Here is a 14,872-nt window from a genome sequence, read left to right on the forward strand (position 1 = left end):
GAAGGTGACCAGTGATCGCGGCGGGCGTCAGCATTTCTCGTCCAGGAAGTACTGCGCCATCTTGACTTCGTCGCCTGACGAGTCGTTGCCCGCGGCGTCCTTCATCTCCTGGCCCACGACTTCGGCGCCGTCAGCGTTCAGCCGGTCGCAGACCAGCTTCTGCCGTGCCGCGGTCTCGGAATCCCATGCCTCATCCCAGACGAGGGTTTTCGCGGCATCGGCCATGATGTCGTCCTTGTGTCCGGCTACTACGTCGCCCACGGCCGCCACATACTCGTCACGCGTGAGTGCCTTGCACTCGGGGTCATGGGACACGTCCCGGACCTTGCCCGCTGCGTAGCCGCGCTCCATGAGGGCCTTGCAGTCGTAGACGTCGTAGGTCTGTGACGGGGACGCGGTCGGACTGGCAGAGGCCTTCGGCTTGGCCTCAGTCGTGTCGCCGCTGGCGCAGCCGGCGGCGGCAGCCGCCAGGAGCAGGGCGGTGACGGCAACGAAATGGTGTCGGCCCCGCGTTGCGGTAGGTCTGTTCACTTGATCGTTCCTGTCCAGTGTGGGTCTTCGGCCAACATGTCGGCGTCGTCGTCCATGCGAGTCACCGTGACGACGATCTCCTTGCCGTCTCTGTCGTTGATGGCGCCCTCGTCAGTGAAGGTCCCGGCTTTTCCCGGTGCTATCCGGCCGGCCATCGGGCGCGAACCCTTCTCGACCGAGAGAATGTCGACTTGACCGCCGCTGGTGGCCCCCTCTTCGCTCTCGCCCCATTGATCGAGATCCAGAGGCTTGTCGGTGCCGTTGGAGATGGTCCACGTGACGCGGAAGGCCGTCTGGCCGGCGCCTGGCTTGTCGTCCCATTCGCCGTACGAGGTGATCTCGCGCAAGGAGCTGACAGTGACCTTGACGCCGTCGTTGAAGGCGAAGGCGTCACCGATGGCGAGTTCCGTCTGGGGCTGGTCGTCGGCCGTCGGGGTGCTGTCAGCACATTGGTCCATCCAGTCGCTCTGCGAGAGATTGGACTCCGGGCCGCAATCTGGGCTGCTTGCGCTCTTGCTCGTTGTGGCGGTGGGCCGGTGATCGGCACGTTCGGCTCTGCCCTGCTGGTGACTGGCGCAGCCGACGACAAGCGGTACGAGGGCGCCGGCGACGGCCAGAGCCGCCGCGCGCGGGATGTGCTTCATGAGGGTCCTCGCAATGGTGTGGCGGGCGGTCAACGACGGCCGGACATGACCAAGTTGGGCATGGGGCTGATTGATTGTGCTCGCCATGAGGACTGAGTGGAGCAGTTGTGATGAAAGTGTGATTACGCGACCGTCAGTCGCTGGAAGCGAGGCGCGGCAGTACGGGGATGGCCCGGGCGAGCCACTGGTCCGGCCTGGTGGTGAAGTGGGGCGCAGCGTTGGACTGCCACCAGGAGCGTATGGCGAGGACGGTCTGCTGCTCCTGGGTGCGCTTGTCGGTGTAGGTGGTCTCGCGTTCCCCGGTGTGGCGTACGGCGGTGCGGCCGCGTTTGCATCCGCCCGGGTAGTCGTTCCAGTTGATGCGCGTTTCGGTCCAGAGGAGTTCCTGCATGCCCTTGCTGGATACGCCGTGCAGCCGCCGGTGGGAGAACTGGGCTTGCGCGGCCATGCTGATGCTGTTGCGTACGGCGTCGCGCTGGCGCCACAGGAAGTAGTTCGCCACTTCCACCGGGTCGGACAGCGTGAACAGGCGGGCGTCGAACAGGGCACGGCGCCCGGGCCGGCGTTCGTTGAGTACCGCGGTGGCGAGCGAGGCCGCGATCGTCAGTTGCTTGGCGACGACGCCCTCGAACCAGGGCTCTGTCTGCTCGGTGGCGAAGTCGGTGACGAGCAGGCTGATCTCGTCGGACTGGGTGTAGGCGAACGCTGTGCCGGTGATCTCCTGGCAGAGCGCTTCGGCCACGGCGTCCATGTCGGCCATGAACTCGAGGTCGTAAGGCCTGGTGGCGCCGCGCAGGTAGGAGTGGGCGGCCCGTATGTCGAGCCGGATCAGGCCGTAGGTGCGCCGGGGAAGCAATACCCGGTAGGCAGCCTCGTGCCGCTTCATTCGGTCACCGAGGGCAGTTGAATCGCTCATGCCTGATACTCCAAGGGAAGTTGGGCGTCACAGTCGGGGCAGAGGTACGCCACAAGCTCGCCGGTCGGCTGGGAGCGGACGGGGATGGGTGTGAGGTGGTTGCAGCGTCCCTTGATCCACAGGTTTTCGTTGCCGACCTCGGGGATGTGGACCCACTCCCAGCGAGGGTCCTGGGGCCCGGTTATCGGTCGGCCTTCCTCATGAGGGCCACGGCGCGCTGCGGGTTGACGCGTCTCGGTTCCAGGCGCAGCCGAGCATGACGGCGAGCAGCAGGAGCGGCCATGCCACGAGGGAGAGGCCGGCGCAGAGCAGGTAGATCACGGCCGCCACTCCTGCCGGTAGTCCGGGTGGTCGGCGTACGTGAGGGCAAGGAGTTGAATGTGAAATCGCCACATGTCGTCGTGATCCGGGCCGCCCCACGTCTCATCGATGATCCGCCGCTTCCCTTCGACCTCGCGCAGTGCGCGGGCCGGGTCTTGGCGGGCGATGTGGATGGCGTCGGCGATGCTCTGCGGGTCGTCGGCCGGGCCGGTGGCCGCAACGCAGATCGGGTTGTCCAGCGAGCCAGCTCTGACGAACTCCTCGCCGTTTGCACGCGCCGCCAGGTCCTCTGGGGCATGCCACTGCTTCCCCAGGTTGTACGTCCACGGGCCTGGAGTGGCGGGGCGCGCCATCCGCGCGTCCTCGTCCAGCCGGTCGCGGAGGAACTGCACCAGGTCTACGGTCACGACCGTCCGCCTTCCGTGTAGTAGTGGGTGCGCACACGGCGCAGCCATGCTTCCGCCGGCGCCTCATCTGGCTGCTCGGGCAGCGCGCTGCGCGTCTCGTCGAATGCGGTCTCGTATTGCTGGAGCATCGGCAGGGCGGCCATGGCGTCCGCGGCTACTTCCTCGCCGAACTCGAAGTACTCCTGCGGGTCGTCGACGCGGATGGTCAGCTTGCCGGTGGCGTACAGCTCGTAGCCCTGGTGGCACAGCCGGCGCAGGTGCCGGGCGTGCTTCTCGGTGCGCTTGCGGGTGTCGGCGGAGAACGAGCCGTCGCCCCGGTCGTAGAGCCGCTTGAACTGCTGGGTGGCGTAGCCGAGGTAGGCGTCGCGGACCCGCTTCGCGGATAGCAGGGACGCCCGTATGCCGATCAGCTCGTCACCGAGGGGGGTGCGTACCTCGTACAGGTCGTCGGGCAGCCAGACGAGTTCCATCACGGTCGGGTTGCCACCCAGGGCGAGGCGGCACCACTTCGCTGCTTCGTGCAGGGTGGAATCCGGTGCGGTGGTGACGTGCGACTCCTTCGGCCGGTGCAGGCCGTGGAAGTCTTCGGTGGGCGCGGCGAACATGCCGAGCCGGTCCACGTCGGAGCCTTCCCGGGCGAGGCCGTATGCGGTGGACCCGACGATGCCGGACAGGAGGATGTTCATGGCCGCCATCCTGTCCCGGGCTCGCCGGCTCGCAGCACGTAGTTTTCTTCGTCGCCGTCGCCCTGGATCTCTTCAACCGTGACGCCGGCGGCGGCCCCGGCGGTCACGAAGTCCTCTGCGTGGTCGGAGGGGACCATCACGAGCCAGGTCTCACCGCGGTCGCCGTTCTCGCGGCCCTCTAGCCAGTTGGCGCAGGCCGCGGTGGCCGCCCACATGTCCATACGCGGCCCGACTGGGGCGGTGGCGAGGAATCTATGCACGGTCATCGGGCCTCCAGATCTTCCGCGAGCTCCAGGCCGGCCCGAACGCAGAAGTCTTCGAGGCTCATGCAGCCGTCCATGCTGGGCTCTCCGAAGCGGGCTACGCGGCCGGTGGGGATCTCCGTCCACTGCTCGCTGTCGGGGCTGTCGTAGGCGTCGACGGTGCCGATCCCGGATCGGTAGCGGAGGTAGAGGTACTGGCCGCCGGTCGTCCAGGCGTCCCACATGGACGGGCAAGCAGAGCAGGTCTCTACGGCGCGGGCGATCACGAGCGGGCGGCCCGAAAGCGTGGTGCAGTCGTCGTCTCCCCCGGCGCAGCGCATCCCGTCGCGGCCGGCGACGTGGACGTGCTCACCGGCCGCCACAGCCTCTTTCGTGAGGGCGGCGGTGATGGCGCTCTTGCCGTACGCACGGTTGAGGATGCCTTGCGCGGCGAGGAACGCCTTCTGCCAGTGCGGCAGCTGGCCGAAGAACATCGCCTCATCGATGAGCGGGAAGCCGGGACGCGTGTTGCGCAGCCGGCCGCGCTCGAGCTGGTCCAGGGCGCGGTCCACGTCCGGGTACTGGCGGTGGTTCATGCGGTCGCCTCTTTCTGGCTGCCCGGGCGGGCGGTAGTCGTACGGATGAGAGGTGCCACCCCGCGCGGGCAAATCCCGCGCTCCCAGGCGGCGCGGTAGGAGTACGAGACGATGCCCACGGCGAAGCGGATTGCGCCCTCTGGGCTCAGGCCGGCCTCGGCGAGCACGGCCAGGTCGGCGCGCAGCTTGTCGTCGTACGCCACGGTGACCTGGTCGGCGCACGCCACCGGTGCGCCGGTCGGCGCAGGGGGCGGCGGGTCCTGGCGCAGGGCCTCGAGGTCGCGGCGCACCGTGTCCTTCCCAACTCCGAGCTTGGCTGCGATGGCGCGGGCACTCAGCCGCTGGTCAGAGAGCTGGCGCACGACGCTGCGCCGCTCGCTGATGGACAGCGGCGCAGCGGTGGCGGGTTCGGCGCTCACGGCTGCGCCGGGGTCGGCTCGGTGGCGTGCGCCGTGCCGAGCCAGTGCAGGTCTTCTTTGTCGTCGGCGGTGGCGTGTTCGGCGATCCACACACCGGCGAGGGGTTCCTGACCGAGCGCCCGCAGGAGTTCGGCGACGTCTTCGACCTCCCCGCACGTGAGGAGCGGGCCGACCCGGTTGGCGAGCAGGGTTCCCCACGATTCGGTGAAGGCGGCGGCCGTGGCGGTGGGGATGGTGACGGTGTCAGGTTTCTGCATGGTGTTCTCCGGTTGGGGCCCGGCGGCGGGAAGCGAGTCGATGCGCGGGTGCGTGGGTCGCGTGTCCGGCCGCCGGGCGGTTCAGGGGTGAGAGTCAGTGCGTCACCAGACGCGGAATCCGCCACGGTGCTGTGCGCGCTCCAGGTAGGCGATCCACTTGAGCCAGTACTCGAGCCGGCCTTCGCCGGTGCCGACGATGACTTTCACTTCGTCGCCGCTGTGCGTGCGGTAGCTCTCCAGCGCGGCCTTGATCTCCTGCGGGGTGACCAGCCAGCCGTCGTTGCTGCCGAACTTGTGCTGGGCTATGCCGAAGGCCGGCTCGGGGTGCCATGCGACGTGGGCCTCACGCGCCTTCAGGTGGGCGACGGCTTCGGCCTTGACGGGCAGGCTCGATCCGTCGCCGGGAGGCGCTTCGGCGGCTTCCATGTCGTCCCAGGTGATGCCGTCGGGCAGCTGGGGGAAGCTGGGCATGTCGTAGTCCACGGCGAGCATGCCGAGCTGGTGCATGTAGTACAGGTAGTCGGACATGCCCCAGATGTTGAGGCGGAAGTACGAGATGTCGGCCGCGTGCAACGCCTCGTACGCGGCGTCGACTTTCTCCTGTGCCGCGTCGTCGTCACCGGGACGCCTGTCCGGGAGGCTGTTCCGCTCCTTCACGGACGCGTCGAACGCTGCTTGCGCTTCCCGGACCTTGGCCTCCTCTTCGGCGGTCGGCGGGCCTTCGATCCTCATGTCGTAGCCCATGGTGGGCTCCTTCGGGTTGACGCTGGTTGGAGTACCTGCGGCGAGATTCGAACTCGCGACCAAGGGGCTATAAATCCCGTGCTCTGCCGCTGAGCTACGCAGGTTGGCTGGGGGTGGGCCGCACCCCGGGGCGGGTTGGGGTGCGGCCCTGGAGCGGCCGGGCCATGGGGGCGAGCCCGGCCGCTGGTCTCTCAGCGGCGGATGAGCATCAGCCGCTGGTGGGCGCGGGACTTCGTTTCGTCGTCGGTGCCCTCCAGGAGGGCCGTCGCGCGGGCCAGTTCCTCGGTCATGGTTTTGCCGGGCCGCCGGGGTGCGATGTGGTCCAGGTAGTCGGTGACGGCGCGCTCTGCCGCGTAGGCGGTGCGCCCGACCCGCTGGGTCTCCGTGGCGAAGATCGCGTCCAGGTGCTCGACACGCTTGGCGGCGACGTTCTTGGTGCGGTCCTTCGCGTCGTCGTCCACGGGCCACAGGTCGGCGATCACCTTGTGGAAGTCGTCCAGCGCCATGTCGGTCCGGGCGAGCGCGGTCTCTTCGGCCGCCCACTTGTCGTAGTAGCTCACCGAGAGCTTCAGGGTGCGCCGGGCCTCCATGACCCGCTGCGTGGCCGACGCGGTGTGCCGCACAACCCAGCGGGTGTACGCGTCACGGACGGCGAACCGCTCCGTGTTGGCGCAGATCGGCCGCCACGGAGTCGTGACGCACTGGAACGGGGAGTGCCCGTCGTGGGAGTTGATCACCGCGATGAACGGGATCACCTCGTCAGCGATGCCGTCGGCGTCCACGGTGACGTTCTTCGGCAGGCGAATCGAGATGAACACCTTCCGGCCGCCGCGCAGCGCCCCGGCGGACTCCCAGATCACTCCGGAGTCGCGCACCAGCTCCTGAAGGAACCCGAACCCCTCACGGTTCTGGATCGGCCGGTACTTCGCCCCGACCACCCCGAGGGATGCGCCGGTGTCGGAGCGCACCGTGTGGAAGCGGCCGTCGTGCTGGCGCAGTTCCTCGCCCCACCGGTACAGGGCGGGGACGCGCTCCACGTCGAAGCCGAGACCGGCGAGTGCGATCACGTCGTCCACGTCGGAGATGCCGCCGGGGATGACGTTGCCGAGGCCGTGCCAGGCCGGTGTGGTGGTGTAGAGGGCGGCGCTGCCCAGCGTGGTGTCGAGACCATCCTTGCCGATCACTTCGCCCCGGTCGTAGCCGACGGTCGCTGTGTGCGTGCCGTCGTCGCGGCGGGTGGTGCCCATGGCCTGCATGAGGGCGGTGCGCTCGTTGTGGAACTGGGTGTTGACGTCGGTGCTCATGGTGTTCCTTCCGGGTAGTGCGGGAGTGGGCCCGGCCGGGATCGAACCGGCGACCTCGCGTTTTTAAGGCGCTTGCTCTTCCGCTGAGCTACGGGGCCCTGGGTGCCCCGGCCGGTCGGCCGGGGCGGTGGATCAGTTGCTAGCGATCGAGCGGGTGATGGACTCGCGGCGGGCGTGCATCGGGCCGGACAGCTCGCCCCACGGGTCGACCAGGTGGAAGCGGATGTCTGCGATGCCCAGCGCATCGAGACGGAAGCAGACGGCGCACTCGCACGGGAGGGCGAGCCACAGGCCGTGGAGGTCCGTGAGGGTGCCGTGGTAGACGACCAGGTCGCCGGGCTCGATCAGGTCGATGGAGCGGAACAGAGAGTCGGTGCCGAACTGGTCTTTCATGACGCCCCCTTGACTTGCTGTGTAGCTACATCTTATCGTCCAGTGTAGCTACACTGCAACCCTCTGGTTCATGATTTTTGTAGCTACATAGGGAGGTGAGAGCATTGCAGCCGGTAGCTACACCCCGGTACGGTGCGCGCATGCCGAACGTGACCCCGCCTCGCCAGATCCGCATCGGTGACGAGTGGTACGACTTCGACGCCGCGGCGAAGAGCCTCGGCACCGAACGCGCCACGGTGATCCGCGAGCTGATCGCCTGGTACCTGCGCGAGCCCGGAGCTTCCCTGCCGGCGCGCCCGGACCGCGAGATCGTCCTTGCAGCACGGCAAGCCCGCGAAGAAGAGGAAGCCGGGAAGGCCGGCGCCCCGCCTGCCGGCGACTGAGCCCCTCCTGACGACCGCCCCGCTGTGTGTCTCGAGCACGGTGGTCACTTCCTCACGTAGCTGAACGGGCCGCGGACGCCCGCTGACGCGTGCTCGGCAGCTTCGAGCGCCACGCGTATGCGTCGGCGCGGTTTCATGTCCGTGCCAGCGGTGGCGAACAGGGCCCCGGTCGCGAGCTCGTGGCCGCAGCCGACCGCGGCGTACAGGTCGGCCGGCTCGGCCACCTGGTAGTCGTCGTGGATCGTGAACAGCTGCCCGTGCACGCCGACCAGGAAGGTTCCGGCCTCCTCTTGGTCGGCGTTTTTCTTTGCCCAGCCGCCGTCCTTGAGGCAGGTGCGCAGCGCGTCGACGAACGTGGTGACCATGAAGCGGGAGAGGTCGCCCTTGGGGCGCGGGGGCTGGAAGGCGTAGCGGAGGAGCTGTCCCATGCGGAAGGACGTCGTGAAGCCCATGGCGTAGAGCCCGTTGGTGAAGACTTTCGCGTCGGTGCGGACGGTGAGGGAGTATCCGGCGACACCTGCTGAGTCGCCCCCCAGGTAGACCCGGCCGTCCTGTGCGAGTCCAACGATCGCGGTCACGCGGTTTCTCCTTGGGTGACGTGCGTGGTGAGCAGGTACATGCGGGTGCCTTCGTAGCGGGCCGGCTGCCCGGTCTCGCCGTCGTCGCACTGGTCGTTGATGCACCAGGCGCGGGGCCGGTCGTCGTCGGCGCGCCCGTAGACGGTGCGCTGTCCGCAGGCCAGGCACAGGGCGTGGCGGAAGTGGACGGAGGGGCCGCGCAGCCCGAGCACGGTGAGGACAGTGCCGTGCCACCGGCTCACCGTGCTGGTCACCTCGCCCACCCGGTCCGCGGCTTCGGCGCCGGGCGGGATCGCGCGCAGCGCCCGGTACCAGGCCTGCCCGTGCGAGGACCGGCGGAGCTCCGTGTCGAGCTGCACGGCCTCGGTCTTGATGCGCTGCGACCAGGACACGGCCTCGAGCGAAGTCGGCGGCCGTGATCCGGGCGTGCTGTGTCCGCCGGCGTCGCGGGGCTGGCGGGTGCGCAGCCCGAGCGTGTCGAGCCGGGCTATGAGGCCGGGGCCGCCGTCGCCTGGGGTCTTGTCGTCGCCGGTGTAGCGCTCGAGCAGGTCGGCGACAAGGGAATCGAGGTTCTGCATCAGGCCGCGGCCTCTTTCTTTCGTATCCAGGGCGCAGTCGGCGCACCGGCGAGCAGCAGCCCAAGACCGGTCGGCGAGCTGGAACGGGGTCTCTTCCCATGACTCGTGGGCACAGGCTGCCGCCGGATCGGGTGCCTCGTTGCATGTGGAGCCGTGCCAGCGCGCGGCGGTGAGCTGCGCGGCGACCTCCGCGACGACGATGTCCACGACGCGCGCGGCGACCACGGCCGGAGCGCTATTCGTCGCGAAGGTCAGGGTGACGTTGACCGTGTTCTCAGGCATCGCTGGCCTCCGGCGCTGCGGTGTCGTCGGTGGGCGCGGCCTGGTCCTGCTCTGCTGCGGCCTGGGTGTCGTCGGGCCACTCGATGCGGGCGCCGTGGTAGCTCTTCAGCAGGTCCTCCACGGATATTGCGACGGTGGCGAATCCGTAGTGGGGGTCGTCGATGACGTAGGTGCGGCCGGAAGGGAACTCGGCGCCATCGAGGGCGTGCCCGTCCTTCGTGTGCAGCCGGAAGCCGCGGGCGAACTCCGGCGCCGGCTGCTGCGGGATGTCGAAGCCCCAGTGGGTGGGCGGAGCGACGGTGAGCAGCGTGGTGCGCTCTTCTGTGGCGAGCTTTCCCGGGGTGCTCGGGTCCTCGTACTTGTGGCCGTCCTTGAGAAGGCAGACGGTGTGCCGGATGATCTGGCCGCCTTCGGGGTCCTTGGACTCGATGGTCACCGTGGCGTCGACGGGGATGTCGTCCGGGTTGATGCCGTTGGCGAGCAGCCAGGTCTGTATTTCCTTGAGGCGCTCGGGGTCACGCACGATGTACGGCCAGTAGGTGGCGTTGGAGATGATGCGTGGTTCAGACATCGGGGTGGTCCTTCGCGATGGTGGCGATGTAGGCGGCGTGGGTGCGCTCTGGGTCGACGGGCCGCATGTGGACGACGCCGGGCAGCAGATGTGGGTCAGCGACCAGGGGCATGCCGGTCAGGCTGCCGATGGCTCCGCCGAAGGAAGGCTCAGGCTCCTTGGCCAGGGGCCGCAGGCAGTCCATGAGCGTGTTGAGGGTGCCCGGTTCGGCTGCGATCTCCTGGCAGGGCTCCGTGCGCCGCAGGATGAGTTTCACGGGCGGCTCGCCTCCAGTGCGAAGAGGCCGGTCTGCCCGGCGAGCGGCCGGTTGGACCAGAGGACTTCGGCGCGCCCCTTGTCGCTGGTGGCGTTGCCGGTCATGGTCGATCGCTCGTAGCGGTGCCAGTCGTCGTACAGCTCGAGGTAGAGCGGGCTGTCGTACCCGGAGAGGACGACCGCGGCCTGGCAGTCGGCGAGCGACGCGGCGAGCTCACGGTGCTCGGTCTCGCTCTTCATCTCCGTGCGGTAATTGCGCCCCCAGCCCCGGGTGGATCCGAGGTACGGCGGGTCGACGTACAGCAGACAGTCCGGCTGCGCCCCGTACTTGCCGATCAGGGTCAGCGCGGGCAGGCATTCCAGGGAGACGTCGTGGAGCCGTTCGGCAGCTGCAGCAAGCCGGTCGCGGTATGCCTCGAGGTAGCCGGGCATGGACGTGACGGACCCGGCCGGGTCGATGTAGTACCGCCAGCCGGTGTTGCGGAGTGTCCCGGACCTGCCCTGTGCGAGCCGGCACCAGATGCGGCGGGCCAGCTCGAGTTCGTCTTCCGTGGGCTCCCACGTGCGGGTGAGCTCGGTGCGGGAGTGCGGGGTGAGCATGCAGGCGCGCAGCAGGTCGTCGGGACGATCGCGCAGGACGCGCCAGTAGGTGATGAGTTCCTGGTCGAGGTCGTTGACGGTCTCCATGCGGCTCGCCTTCTTGGCGAGCAGGACGGACAGGCCACCGCAGAACGGTTCGACGTAGTGCTCGTGTGCGGGGAGCAGCGAGACGATCCACGGTGCGATGCGCTGCTTGGATCCGAAGTATGGGATGGGTGATTTCACGGGCGGGTCACCTCGAGTCGGCGGCGGCCGCCGCGGTCCTGCTGCGTGGAATGGACGTGGTAGCCAGATGCGCGCAGCTCGGAGGTCAGCGCGGCCAGCTGGGCGGCTTCGCCGGGGCCGTCGTAGAAGGCGTTCACCTGGCGTGGGCCGGCTTGCGCGGTGCGGAAGCCGGGGTCCCAGTCGCCGTGGACCCACTCGGAGAGCTCGTGTCCGCTGTCGATGACCACCTTGGTGATGTCGGCTGTCTTGATGCGGCGCGGCATGTCAGCCCCTTCCAGGGCCGTAGCGGCGCAAGTTGCGGATCTCGTCGGCGATGCGCGGCGGGTCCTGATGGACGTGGATGACGACCGTCGGTTCCCGCACAGCAGCGGGTGTCCGGTAGCGGTCGGTGCGGTGCCCGCAGTCGCACGGGCTGCCGGGTCCGCCGGTGGCGTCGCAGTGCTCGTCACGACTGAGCTGGCTGTCGGCTGCGTTTCGGCAGCGGTGGCAGATCACAGCTGCTCCTGGTCGGGCTCGTAGGTCCGCTCGAACACGCCGGGGCGCATGTGCTCGTACGTGGTGCCTTGGGCGTGGCGGTGGCGTATGAGCCACTGCCCGACGGTGAGCCGCAGCTTCGTGCTATGCGAGGTGACGCTGATCCCGTCGACCAGGGCGCGCAGGCCCGACCCGGCGGGGACGAACGTCTTCTCTACGCTGGCGAACTCGCTGCCGCCCATGAAGTCAAGGATGGCTGCGCGGGCTTCCGCGGATCCGTCGTAGCGGATGGCTTCGACGTGCCGCACCCGGGTGCGGTATTCGGTGGCGGCCACCTGCTGGGGTGGGGCCTGGTGGTCAGCGGGCATGGCACTTCTCCCTGATGAGACGGGCCGCGTACGGCCAGTCGATGGCGGGGCTGTCGTGTGCGTACCGGCCGGCGCACAGCCCGACGCGGTGTGCCTCGTTCGCGCCGGTCCAGGTGAGATCGATGACGAGCTCGGTGTTGGCACGCTGGTCGAACGGCGGCGCCTTCGTGTCGCCCTCGGTGCGCCCGGGCACCGCGGCGGACTCGGTGATCGGCGTGATACCGAACGCGGTGCAGGCGAAGCACAGGCCGACCGCCAGCAACGCGCTGAGCTGGCGCATCAGGACTGCTCCCGGTAGCTGACGGGCGCGACGACGTGACGCCAGCGCCGCGCGGCTTCGCGCAGCCGCTCATTGGGCTCGGGTGCTTCGACGGGGCAGCCGCCCTCACCCGGGTGCTCGTTTACGCAGTCACCGCAGGTGGGGCAGGCATGCTCGGGGCTCGAGCAGCTGTTGGCGGATGCGCGCGAGTACTTCACCTCGCCATCGATGACCGGATACACGGCCACGGTGTCGGACCAGTGGAAGCCGTGCTCATCGATGTGGTCGCCGCGGTGCTGCCCCGCCCGGATGCACTTCCGCGGGTCCGTCGTCCGTACGGCCTGGTACTGCGCGGAGCACTCGGCAGCGGCCAGCTCCTCAGCCGGAGTATCCGCCGTCGTCAGGCCCCTGTCCGGGCCGGGCCGGGTGCAAGTGGTGGGCGCCTCGCTGCTGATGCGGTCGGTGAGCGGCAGTTCGAACGGGGTCCGGCCGCAGCACGGGGTGAGGCCGGAGCCGTCCGGCGGGCAGGCGTGGACGATCTCGTCAGGTACGGCGGACGCCGGCTCATCGGGGTCGACCGGCCACTGCGGGACGCCGAAGAGGTCCGCTATGAGCTTCTGCGTCCTCCGGGTCATGACCTGCTGCCACCTGGCCTCGTATTCGGCGTCTTCGACCCAGACGATCCGGGTGGTGCCGCCATGGCCGTGGACCTTCTCGAAGGGTTCGACGCCCTGGTGGTGCCAGACATCGGTCTTCGGCTCGTGCATCGGCGGCCGGTCCAGCCAGTGGGTGACCACCCAGCCGTCGGAGAACAGGACCCCTTCGGCGACCACGCCAGTGGAGGAAATGCCGGTGACGTCTTCGTCGCGGCGCACCAGGAAGGCACGCGGCGGTTGCCCGTATGTCTCGCGGGCGTAGTCCTGGCCGCGGCGGATGTTGTCGTCGGTGCTCATTCCTGGCCCGCTTTCTCGAGCCGGGCGACAAGGGCCTCGTACGCCTCACGCTGCGCCGTCTCATGCGCGGGATCGGCACCGATGAAGCGCGCCCCGCTTTCGTAGCTCGTCCACCTGGTGACGCCCTCGCGAGCTGCTTCCAGGACAGCGGCCGGGGTAGCCCAGGAGTCGTCTGTGATGACCCCGCGGCCGTGGTCCGCGCACTCGCTGACGTAGCTGCTCAGGCTTCTGATACGCATGAAGGTGCGGCGGTCGCCGGGCAGAGGCGGGTGGAAGATGCCGATACGGGCGCGCCCGAGCTGGTCCACGATGCACGACTCCGTGGTCCGGTCGTCCCTCTCCTGGCGCTTCCAGCCATCGGGCAGGGTGGTTGTCCGGAACGCGGGGTGGTCCGGTTGCGGGTCGCCGAAGGTGAAGCCCAGCGCCTCGAAGCCCTCCTGCGTGCTGTCGCCGAGGTCGGTGGGCAGCAGGGCGGACTTGACGGCCTGCGCCTGCCCCGCGAGCTCCATGTTCTCGCTGGTGTTTTCGATCATCGCGCTTGTCCTTCGTGGGTCGGGGTCCAGGCCTTGCGCTGGCCGGGGATGGGGATGGGCTGGGTGGTCTCGTTGTCGGGCAGCGGGGTTTCGACGGTGTCCTCCTCGAGCGCCACCGCGGGCTGCTCGCGGGTGAGTTCGACGTGCTGGCGTGTCCCCCAGTTGTTGCGGCGCAGCGTCGCGAGCGACCAGAGGCGCAGCGGCAGGAGGAGGAAGAGGTTGAGGAGGGCGTAGAGGGGTGCGCAGGCGAAGGTGAGGAGCCGGTCTGCGATGGGGACTCCGGGGGCGGCGCGCAGGTAGTGGAGGGAGCGCAGCCAGGCCATGGCGCAGATCCATGCTCCGTACGCGGCGAAGAAGAGCCATCCGCCGGGGTTCAGGACGGTGATGGTGATCGCGGTGAGGAGTCCGGCGGTGAAGCCGGCCCACATGGCGAGTTCGGCGAGGTTGAGCCACCAGCAGATGCGGTGGGCCATGCGCCAGCGCAGCGCGAGCAGGGTGCCTTCGCGGATGAAGCTCTTTCCCCAGCGGATCTGCTGGCGGATGTAGTGACCGAGGCGTTCGGGGACGTCGGTGCGGCCGATCGCGGCGGGCTGGATGAGGGACTGGCCTTCGGTGAGGCAGTAGTAGGTGAGGCGGCGGTCGTCGCCGAATGTGGCGGGCCTGCCGAGGAATCGCTGGGTGAGGAAGTCGTCCAGGTGCTTGCGGACGACCCACCCGCGGTAGACGGCGAGGGATCCGCAGGCGCAGAGCACGGAGCCGAGGCGGGAGTAGGCGACGCGCTCTCCGAGGAAGGAATTCACGTACCGCATGTCGATCAGCCGGGTGAGGAGGTTGACGGCCCGGTTGTGGGCGAGGACCAGGCCGGTGACGCAGTGGACGCGCCGCCGGGACATCGGCTTCAGGAGTTCGGCGACCGCGGTGGGCTCGAGGACGGTGTCGGAGTCGACGCACAGGTATGCGTCGGCTTGAGGCCGGTCCTGGAAGCCGGCGGCGAGGCCGTGCCTTTTGCCGCGGTTCTCGGGGAAGCGGATGACGTTCAGCGGGACCCCGGCGAGGGCGAAGCGGGCGGCCATGGCTTCGGCGACGTCGGCGGCGTCCCGGGTGCGGGAGCAGTCATCGATGACGGTCACCGAGCCGGGCCGCCGGGTCTGCTCGTACAGCGACTCGAGGCAGCGGCGCAGCATCGCCGGGGTCTCGTTGTAGACGGTGATGATGGCGTGCACGGCCAGCGGCGGCCCGTCCCGGAACACGGTGGGCGGTCTGGAGCGGCGCAGCGGGATGGACATGAGGAGCTTGAGGAGGAGCACGGAGCCGACGGCTATGCCGTACCAGCTGAGGTGAGCGTTCACGGGG

General features: G+C 69.0%; 26 protein-coding genes and 2 tRNA genes. 1 reads left to right on the forward strand and 27 read right to left on the reverse strand.

Annotated features, from left to right (window positions below):
* Positions 1–27: 27 nt before the first annotated feature.
* The 15 genes from AB0M87_RS04545 to AB0M87_RS04615 all read right to left on the reverse strand — a co-directional run bounded on the left by AB0M87_RS04545 (position 28) and on the right by AB0M87_RS04615 (position 7,460).
* Positions 28–531 carry a hypothetical protein gene (locus AB0M87_RS04545; protein WP_365850105.1) on the reverse strand — a complete coding sequence of 168 codons (504 nt, stop codon included), beginning with the start codon at positions 529–531 and terminating at the stop codon, positions 28–30.
* Positions 528–1,175, reverse strand: coding sequence for a hypothetical protein (locus AB0M87_RS04550; protein WP_365850107.1), 648 nt, complete (start codon positions 1,173–1,175; stop codon positions 528–530). Before AB0M87_RS04550 ends, AB0M87_RS04545 begins: the two co-directional genes overlap by 4 nt.
* A gap of 133 nt (positions 1,176–1,308) precedes the next feature.
* Positions 1,309–2,091 (reverse strand): tRNA(His) guanylyltransferase Thg1 family protein, encoded by a 783-nt coding sequence (locus tag AB0M87_RS04555; protein ID WP_365850109.1) that lies wholly within the window; start codon positions 2,089–2,091, stop codon positions 1,309–1,311.
* Positions 2,092–2,289: 198 nt separating this feature from the next.
* Positions 2,290–2,412, reverse strand: coding sequence for a hypothetical protein (locus AB0M87_RS04560; protein WP_365850111.1), 123 nt, complete (start codon positions 2,410–2,412; stop codon positions 2,290–2,292).
* Entirely contained in the window at positions 2,409–2,819 is a 411-nt protein-coding gene (locus AB0M87_RS04565) for a DUF6221 family protein (protein WP_365850112.1), read from the reverse strand. The genes AB0M87_RS04560 and AB0M87_RS04565 overlap by 4 nt, the downstream gene beginning before the upstream one ends.
* Positions 2,816–3,514, reverse strand: coding sequence for a nucleotidyltransferase domain-containing protein (locus AB0M87_RS04570; RefSeq protein ID WP_365850114.1), 699 nt, complete (start codon positions 3,512–3,514; stop codon positions 2,816–2,818). The genes AB0M87_RS04565 and AB0M87_RS04570 overlap by 4 nt, the downstream gene beginning before the upstream one ends.
* Positions 3,502–3,771 carry a hypothetical protein gene (locus tag AB0M87_RS04575; protein ID WP_365850115.1) on the reverse strand — a complete coding sequence of 90 codons (270 nt, stop codon included), beginning with the start codon at positions 3,769–3,771 and terminating at the stop codon, positions 3,502–3,504. Before AB0M87_RS04575 ends, AB0M87_RS04570 begins: the two co-directional genes overlap by 13 nt.
* Positions 3,768–4,343 carry a hypothetical protein gene (locus AB0M87_RS04580; RefSeq protein WP_365850116.1) on the reverse strand — a complete coding sequence of 192 codons (576 nt, stop codon included), beginning with the start codon at positions 4,341–4,343 and terminating at the stop codon, positions 3,768–3,770. Before AB0M87_RS04580 ends, AB0M87_RS04575 begins: the two co-directional genes overlap by 4 nt.
* Positions 4,340–4,762 (reverse strand): HTH domain-containing protein, encoded by a 423-nt coding sequence (locus tag AB0M87_RS04585; protein ID WP_365850118.1) that lies wholly within the window; start codon positions 4,760–4,762, stop codon positions 4,340–4,342. Before AB0M87_RS04585 ends, AB0M87_RS04580 begins: the two co-directional genes overlap by 4 nt.
* Positions 4,759–5,019: a hypothetical protein gene (locus AB0M87_RS04590; protein ID WP_365850119.1), complete on the reverse strand. Its 261-nt coding sequence runs from the start codon at positions 5,017–5,019 to the stop codon at positions 4,759–4,761. Before AB0M87_RS04590 ends, AB0M87_RS04585 begins: the two co-directional genes overlap by 4 nt.
* A 102-nt stretch (positions 5,020–5,121) precedes the next feature.
* Positions 5,122–5,763 (reverse strand): hypothetical protein, encoded by a 642-nt coding sequence (locus AB0M87_RS04595; RefSeq protein WP_365850121.1) that lies wholly within the window; start codon positions 5,761–5,763, stop codon positions 5,122–5,124.
* A 32-nt stretch (positions 5,764–5,795) separates the two neighbouring features.
* A tRNA-Ile gene (locus AB0M87_RS04600) sits at positions 5,796–5,867 on the reverse strand.
* A gap of 87 nt (positions 5,868–5,954) precedes the next feature.
* Entirely contained in the window at positions 5,955–7,067 is a 1,113-nt protein-coding gene (locus tag AB0M87_RS04605; RefSeq protein WP_365850122.1) for a DUF932 domain-containing protein, read from the reverse strand.
* Between the two features lie 26 nt (positions 7,068–7,093).
* A tRNA-Leu gene (locus tag AB0M87_RS04610) sits at positions 7,094–7,166 on the reverse strand.
* 33 nt (positions 7,167–7,199) lie between these two features.
* Positions 7,200–7,460: a hypothetical protein gene (locus AB0M87_RS04615; RefSeq protein ID WP_365850123.1), complete on the reverse strand. Its 261-nt coding sequence runs from the start codon at positions 7,458–7,460 to the stop codon at positions 7,200–7,202.
* Positions 7,461–7,600: 140 nt separating this feature from the next.
* Between AB0M87_RS04615 and AB0M87_RS04620 the strand changes: the two genes are divergently transcribed.
* Positions 7,601–7,843, forward strand: coding sequence for a hypothetical protein (locus AB0M87_RS04620; RefSeq protein WP_365850125.1), 243 nt, complete (start codon positions 7,601–7,603; stop codon positions 7,841–7,843).
* 44 nt (positions 7,844–7,887) lie between these two features.
* Here AB0M87_RS04620 and AB0M87_RS04625 read toward each other — a convergent pair whose 3' ends face one another.
* The 12 genes from AB0M87_RS04625 to AB0M87_RS04680 are packed head-to-tail and all read right to left on the reverse strand — an operon-like array spanning position 7,888 to position 14,868.
* The gene (locus AB0M87_RS04625; protein ID WP_365850127.1) at positions 7,888–8,421 is read right to left on the reverse strand and encodes a hypothetical protein; all 534 of its coding nucleotides are present in this window, start codon (positions 8,419–8,421) and stop codon (positions 7,888–7,890) included.
* Positions 8,418–9,281, reverse strand: a complete 864-nt coding sequence (locus AB0M87_RS04630) for a hypothetical protein (RefSeq protein ID WP_365850128.1) — start codon at positions 9,279–9,281, stop codon at positions 8,418–8,420. The genes AB0M87_RS04625 and AB0M87_RS04630 overlap by 4 nt, the downstream gene beginning before the upstream one ends.
* On the reverse strand, positions 9,274–9,852 hold the full coding sequence (locus tag AB0M87_RS04635) for a hypothetical protein (RefSeq protein ID WP_365850129.1): 579 nt from the start codon (positions 9,850–9,852) through the stop codon (positions 9,274–9,276). The genes AB0M87_RS04630 and AB0M87_RS04635 overlap by 8 nt, the downstream gene beginning before the upstream one ends.
* Positions 9,845–10,108, reverse strand: coding sequence for a hypothetical protein (locus AB0M87_RS04640; protein WP_365850131.1), 264 nt, complete (start codon positions 10,106–10,108; stop codon positions 9,845–9,847). The genes AB0M87_RS04635 and AB0M87_RS04640 overlap by 8 nt, the downstream gene beginning before the upstream one ends.
* Complete coding sequence (locus AB0M87_RS04645) at positions 10,105–10,932, reverse strand: DNA adenine methylase (RefSeq protein WP_365850133.1); 828 nt, start codon at positions 10,930–10,932, stop codon at positions 10,105–10,107. The genes AB0M87_RS04640 and AB0M87_RS04645 overlap by 4 nt, the downstream gene beginning before the upstream one ends.
* The gene (locus AB0M87_RS04650) at positions 10,929–11,195 is read right to left on the reverse strand and encodes a hypothetical protein (RefSeq protein ID WP_365850134.1); all 267 of its coding nucleotides are present in this window, start codon (positions 11,193–11,195) and stop codon (positions 10,929–10,931) included. The genes AB0M87_RS04645 and AB0M87_RS04650 overlap by 4 nt, the downstream gene beginning before the upstream one ends.
* Before the next feature lies 1 nt (position 11,196).
* On the reverse strand, positions 11,197–11,427 hold the full coding sequence (locus AB0M87_RS04655; RefSeq protein WP_365850135.1) for a hypothetical protein: 231 nt from the start codon (positions 11,425–11,427) through the stop codon (positions 11,197–11,199).
* On the reverse strand, positions 11,424–11,774 hold the full coding sequence (locus AB0M87_RS04660; protein WP_365850136.1) for a hypothetical protein: 351 nt from the start codon (positions 11,772–11,774) through the stop codon (positions 11,424–11,426). The genes AB0M87_RS04655 and AB0M87_RS04660 overlap by 4 nt, the downstream gene beginning before the upstream one ends.
* Positions 11,764–12,054, reverse strand: coding sequence for a hypothetical protein (locus tag AB0M87_RS04665; RefSeq protein ID WP_365850137.1), 291 nt, complete (start codon positions 12,052–12,054; stop codon positions 11,764–11,766). Before AB0M87_RS04665 ends, AB0M87_RS04660 begins: the two co-directional genes overlap by 11 nt.
* Positions 12,054–12,986, reverse strand: coding sequence for a hypothetical protein (locus tag AB0M87_RS04670; protein ID WP_365850138.1), 933 nt, complete (start codon positions 12,984–12,986; stop codon positions 12,054–12,056). Before AB0M87_RS04670 ends, AB0M87_RS04665 begins: the two co-directional genes overlap by 1 nt.
* Positions 12,983–13,519, reverse strand: a complete 537-nt coding sequence (locus tag AB0M87_RS04675) for a hypothetical protein (RefSeq protein ID WP_365850139.1) — start codon at positions 13,517–13,519, stop codon at positions 12,983–12,985. Before AB0M87_RS04675 ends, AB0M87_RS04670 begins: the two co-directional genes overlap by 4 nt.
* Complete coding sequence (locus tag AB0M87_RS04680) at positions 13,516–14,868, reverse strand: glycosyltransferase (protein ID WP_365850141.1); 1,353 nt, start codon at positions 14,866–14,868, stop codon at positions 13,516–13,518. Before AB0M87_RS04680 ends, AB0M87_RS04675 begins: the two co-directional genes overlap by 4 nt.
* Positions 14,869–14,872: the final 4 nt, after the last annotated feature.

The organism is Streptomyces sp. NPDC051320 (assembly GCF_040682175.1).
Classification (GTDB): Bacteria; Actinomycetota; Actinomycetes; order Streptomycetales; family Streptomycetaceae; genus Streptomyces.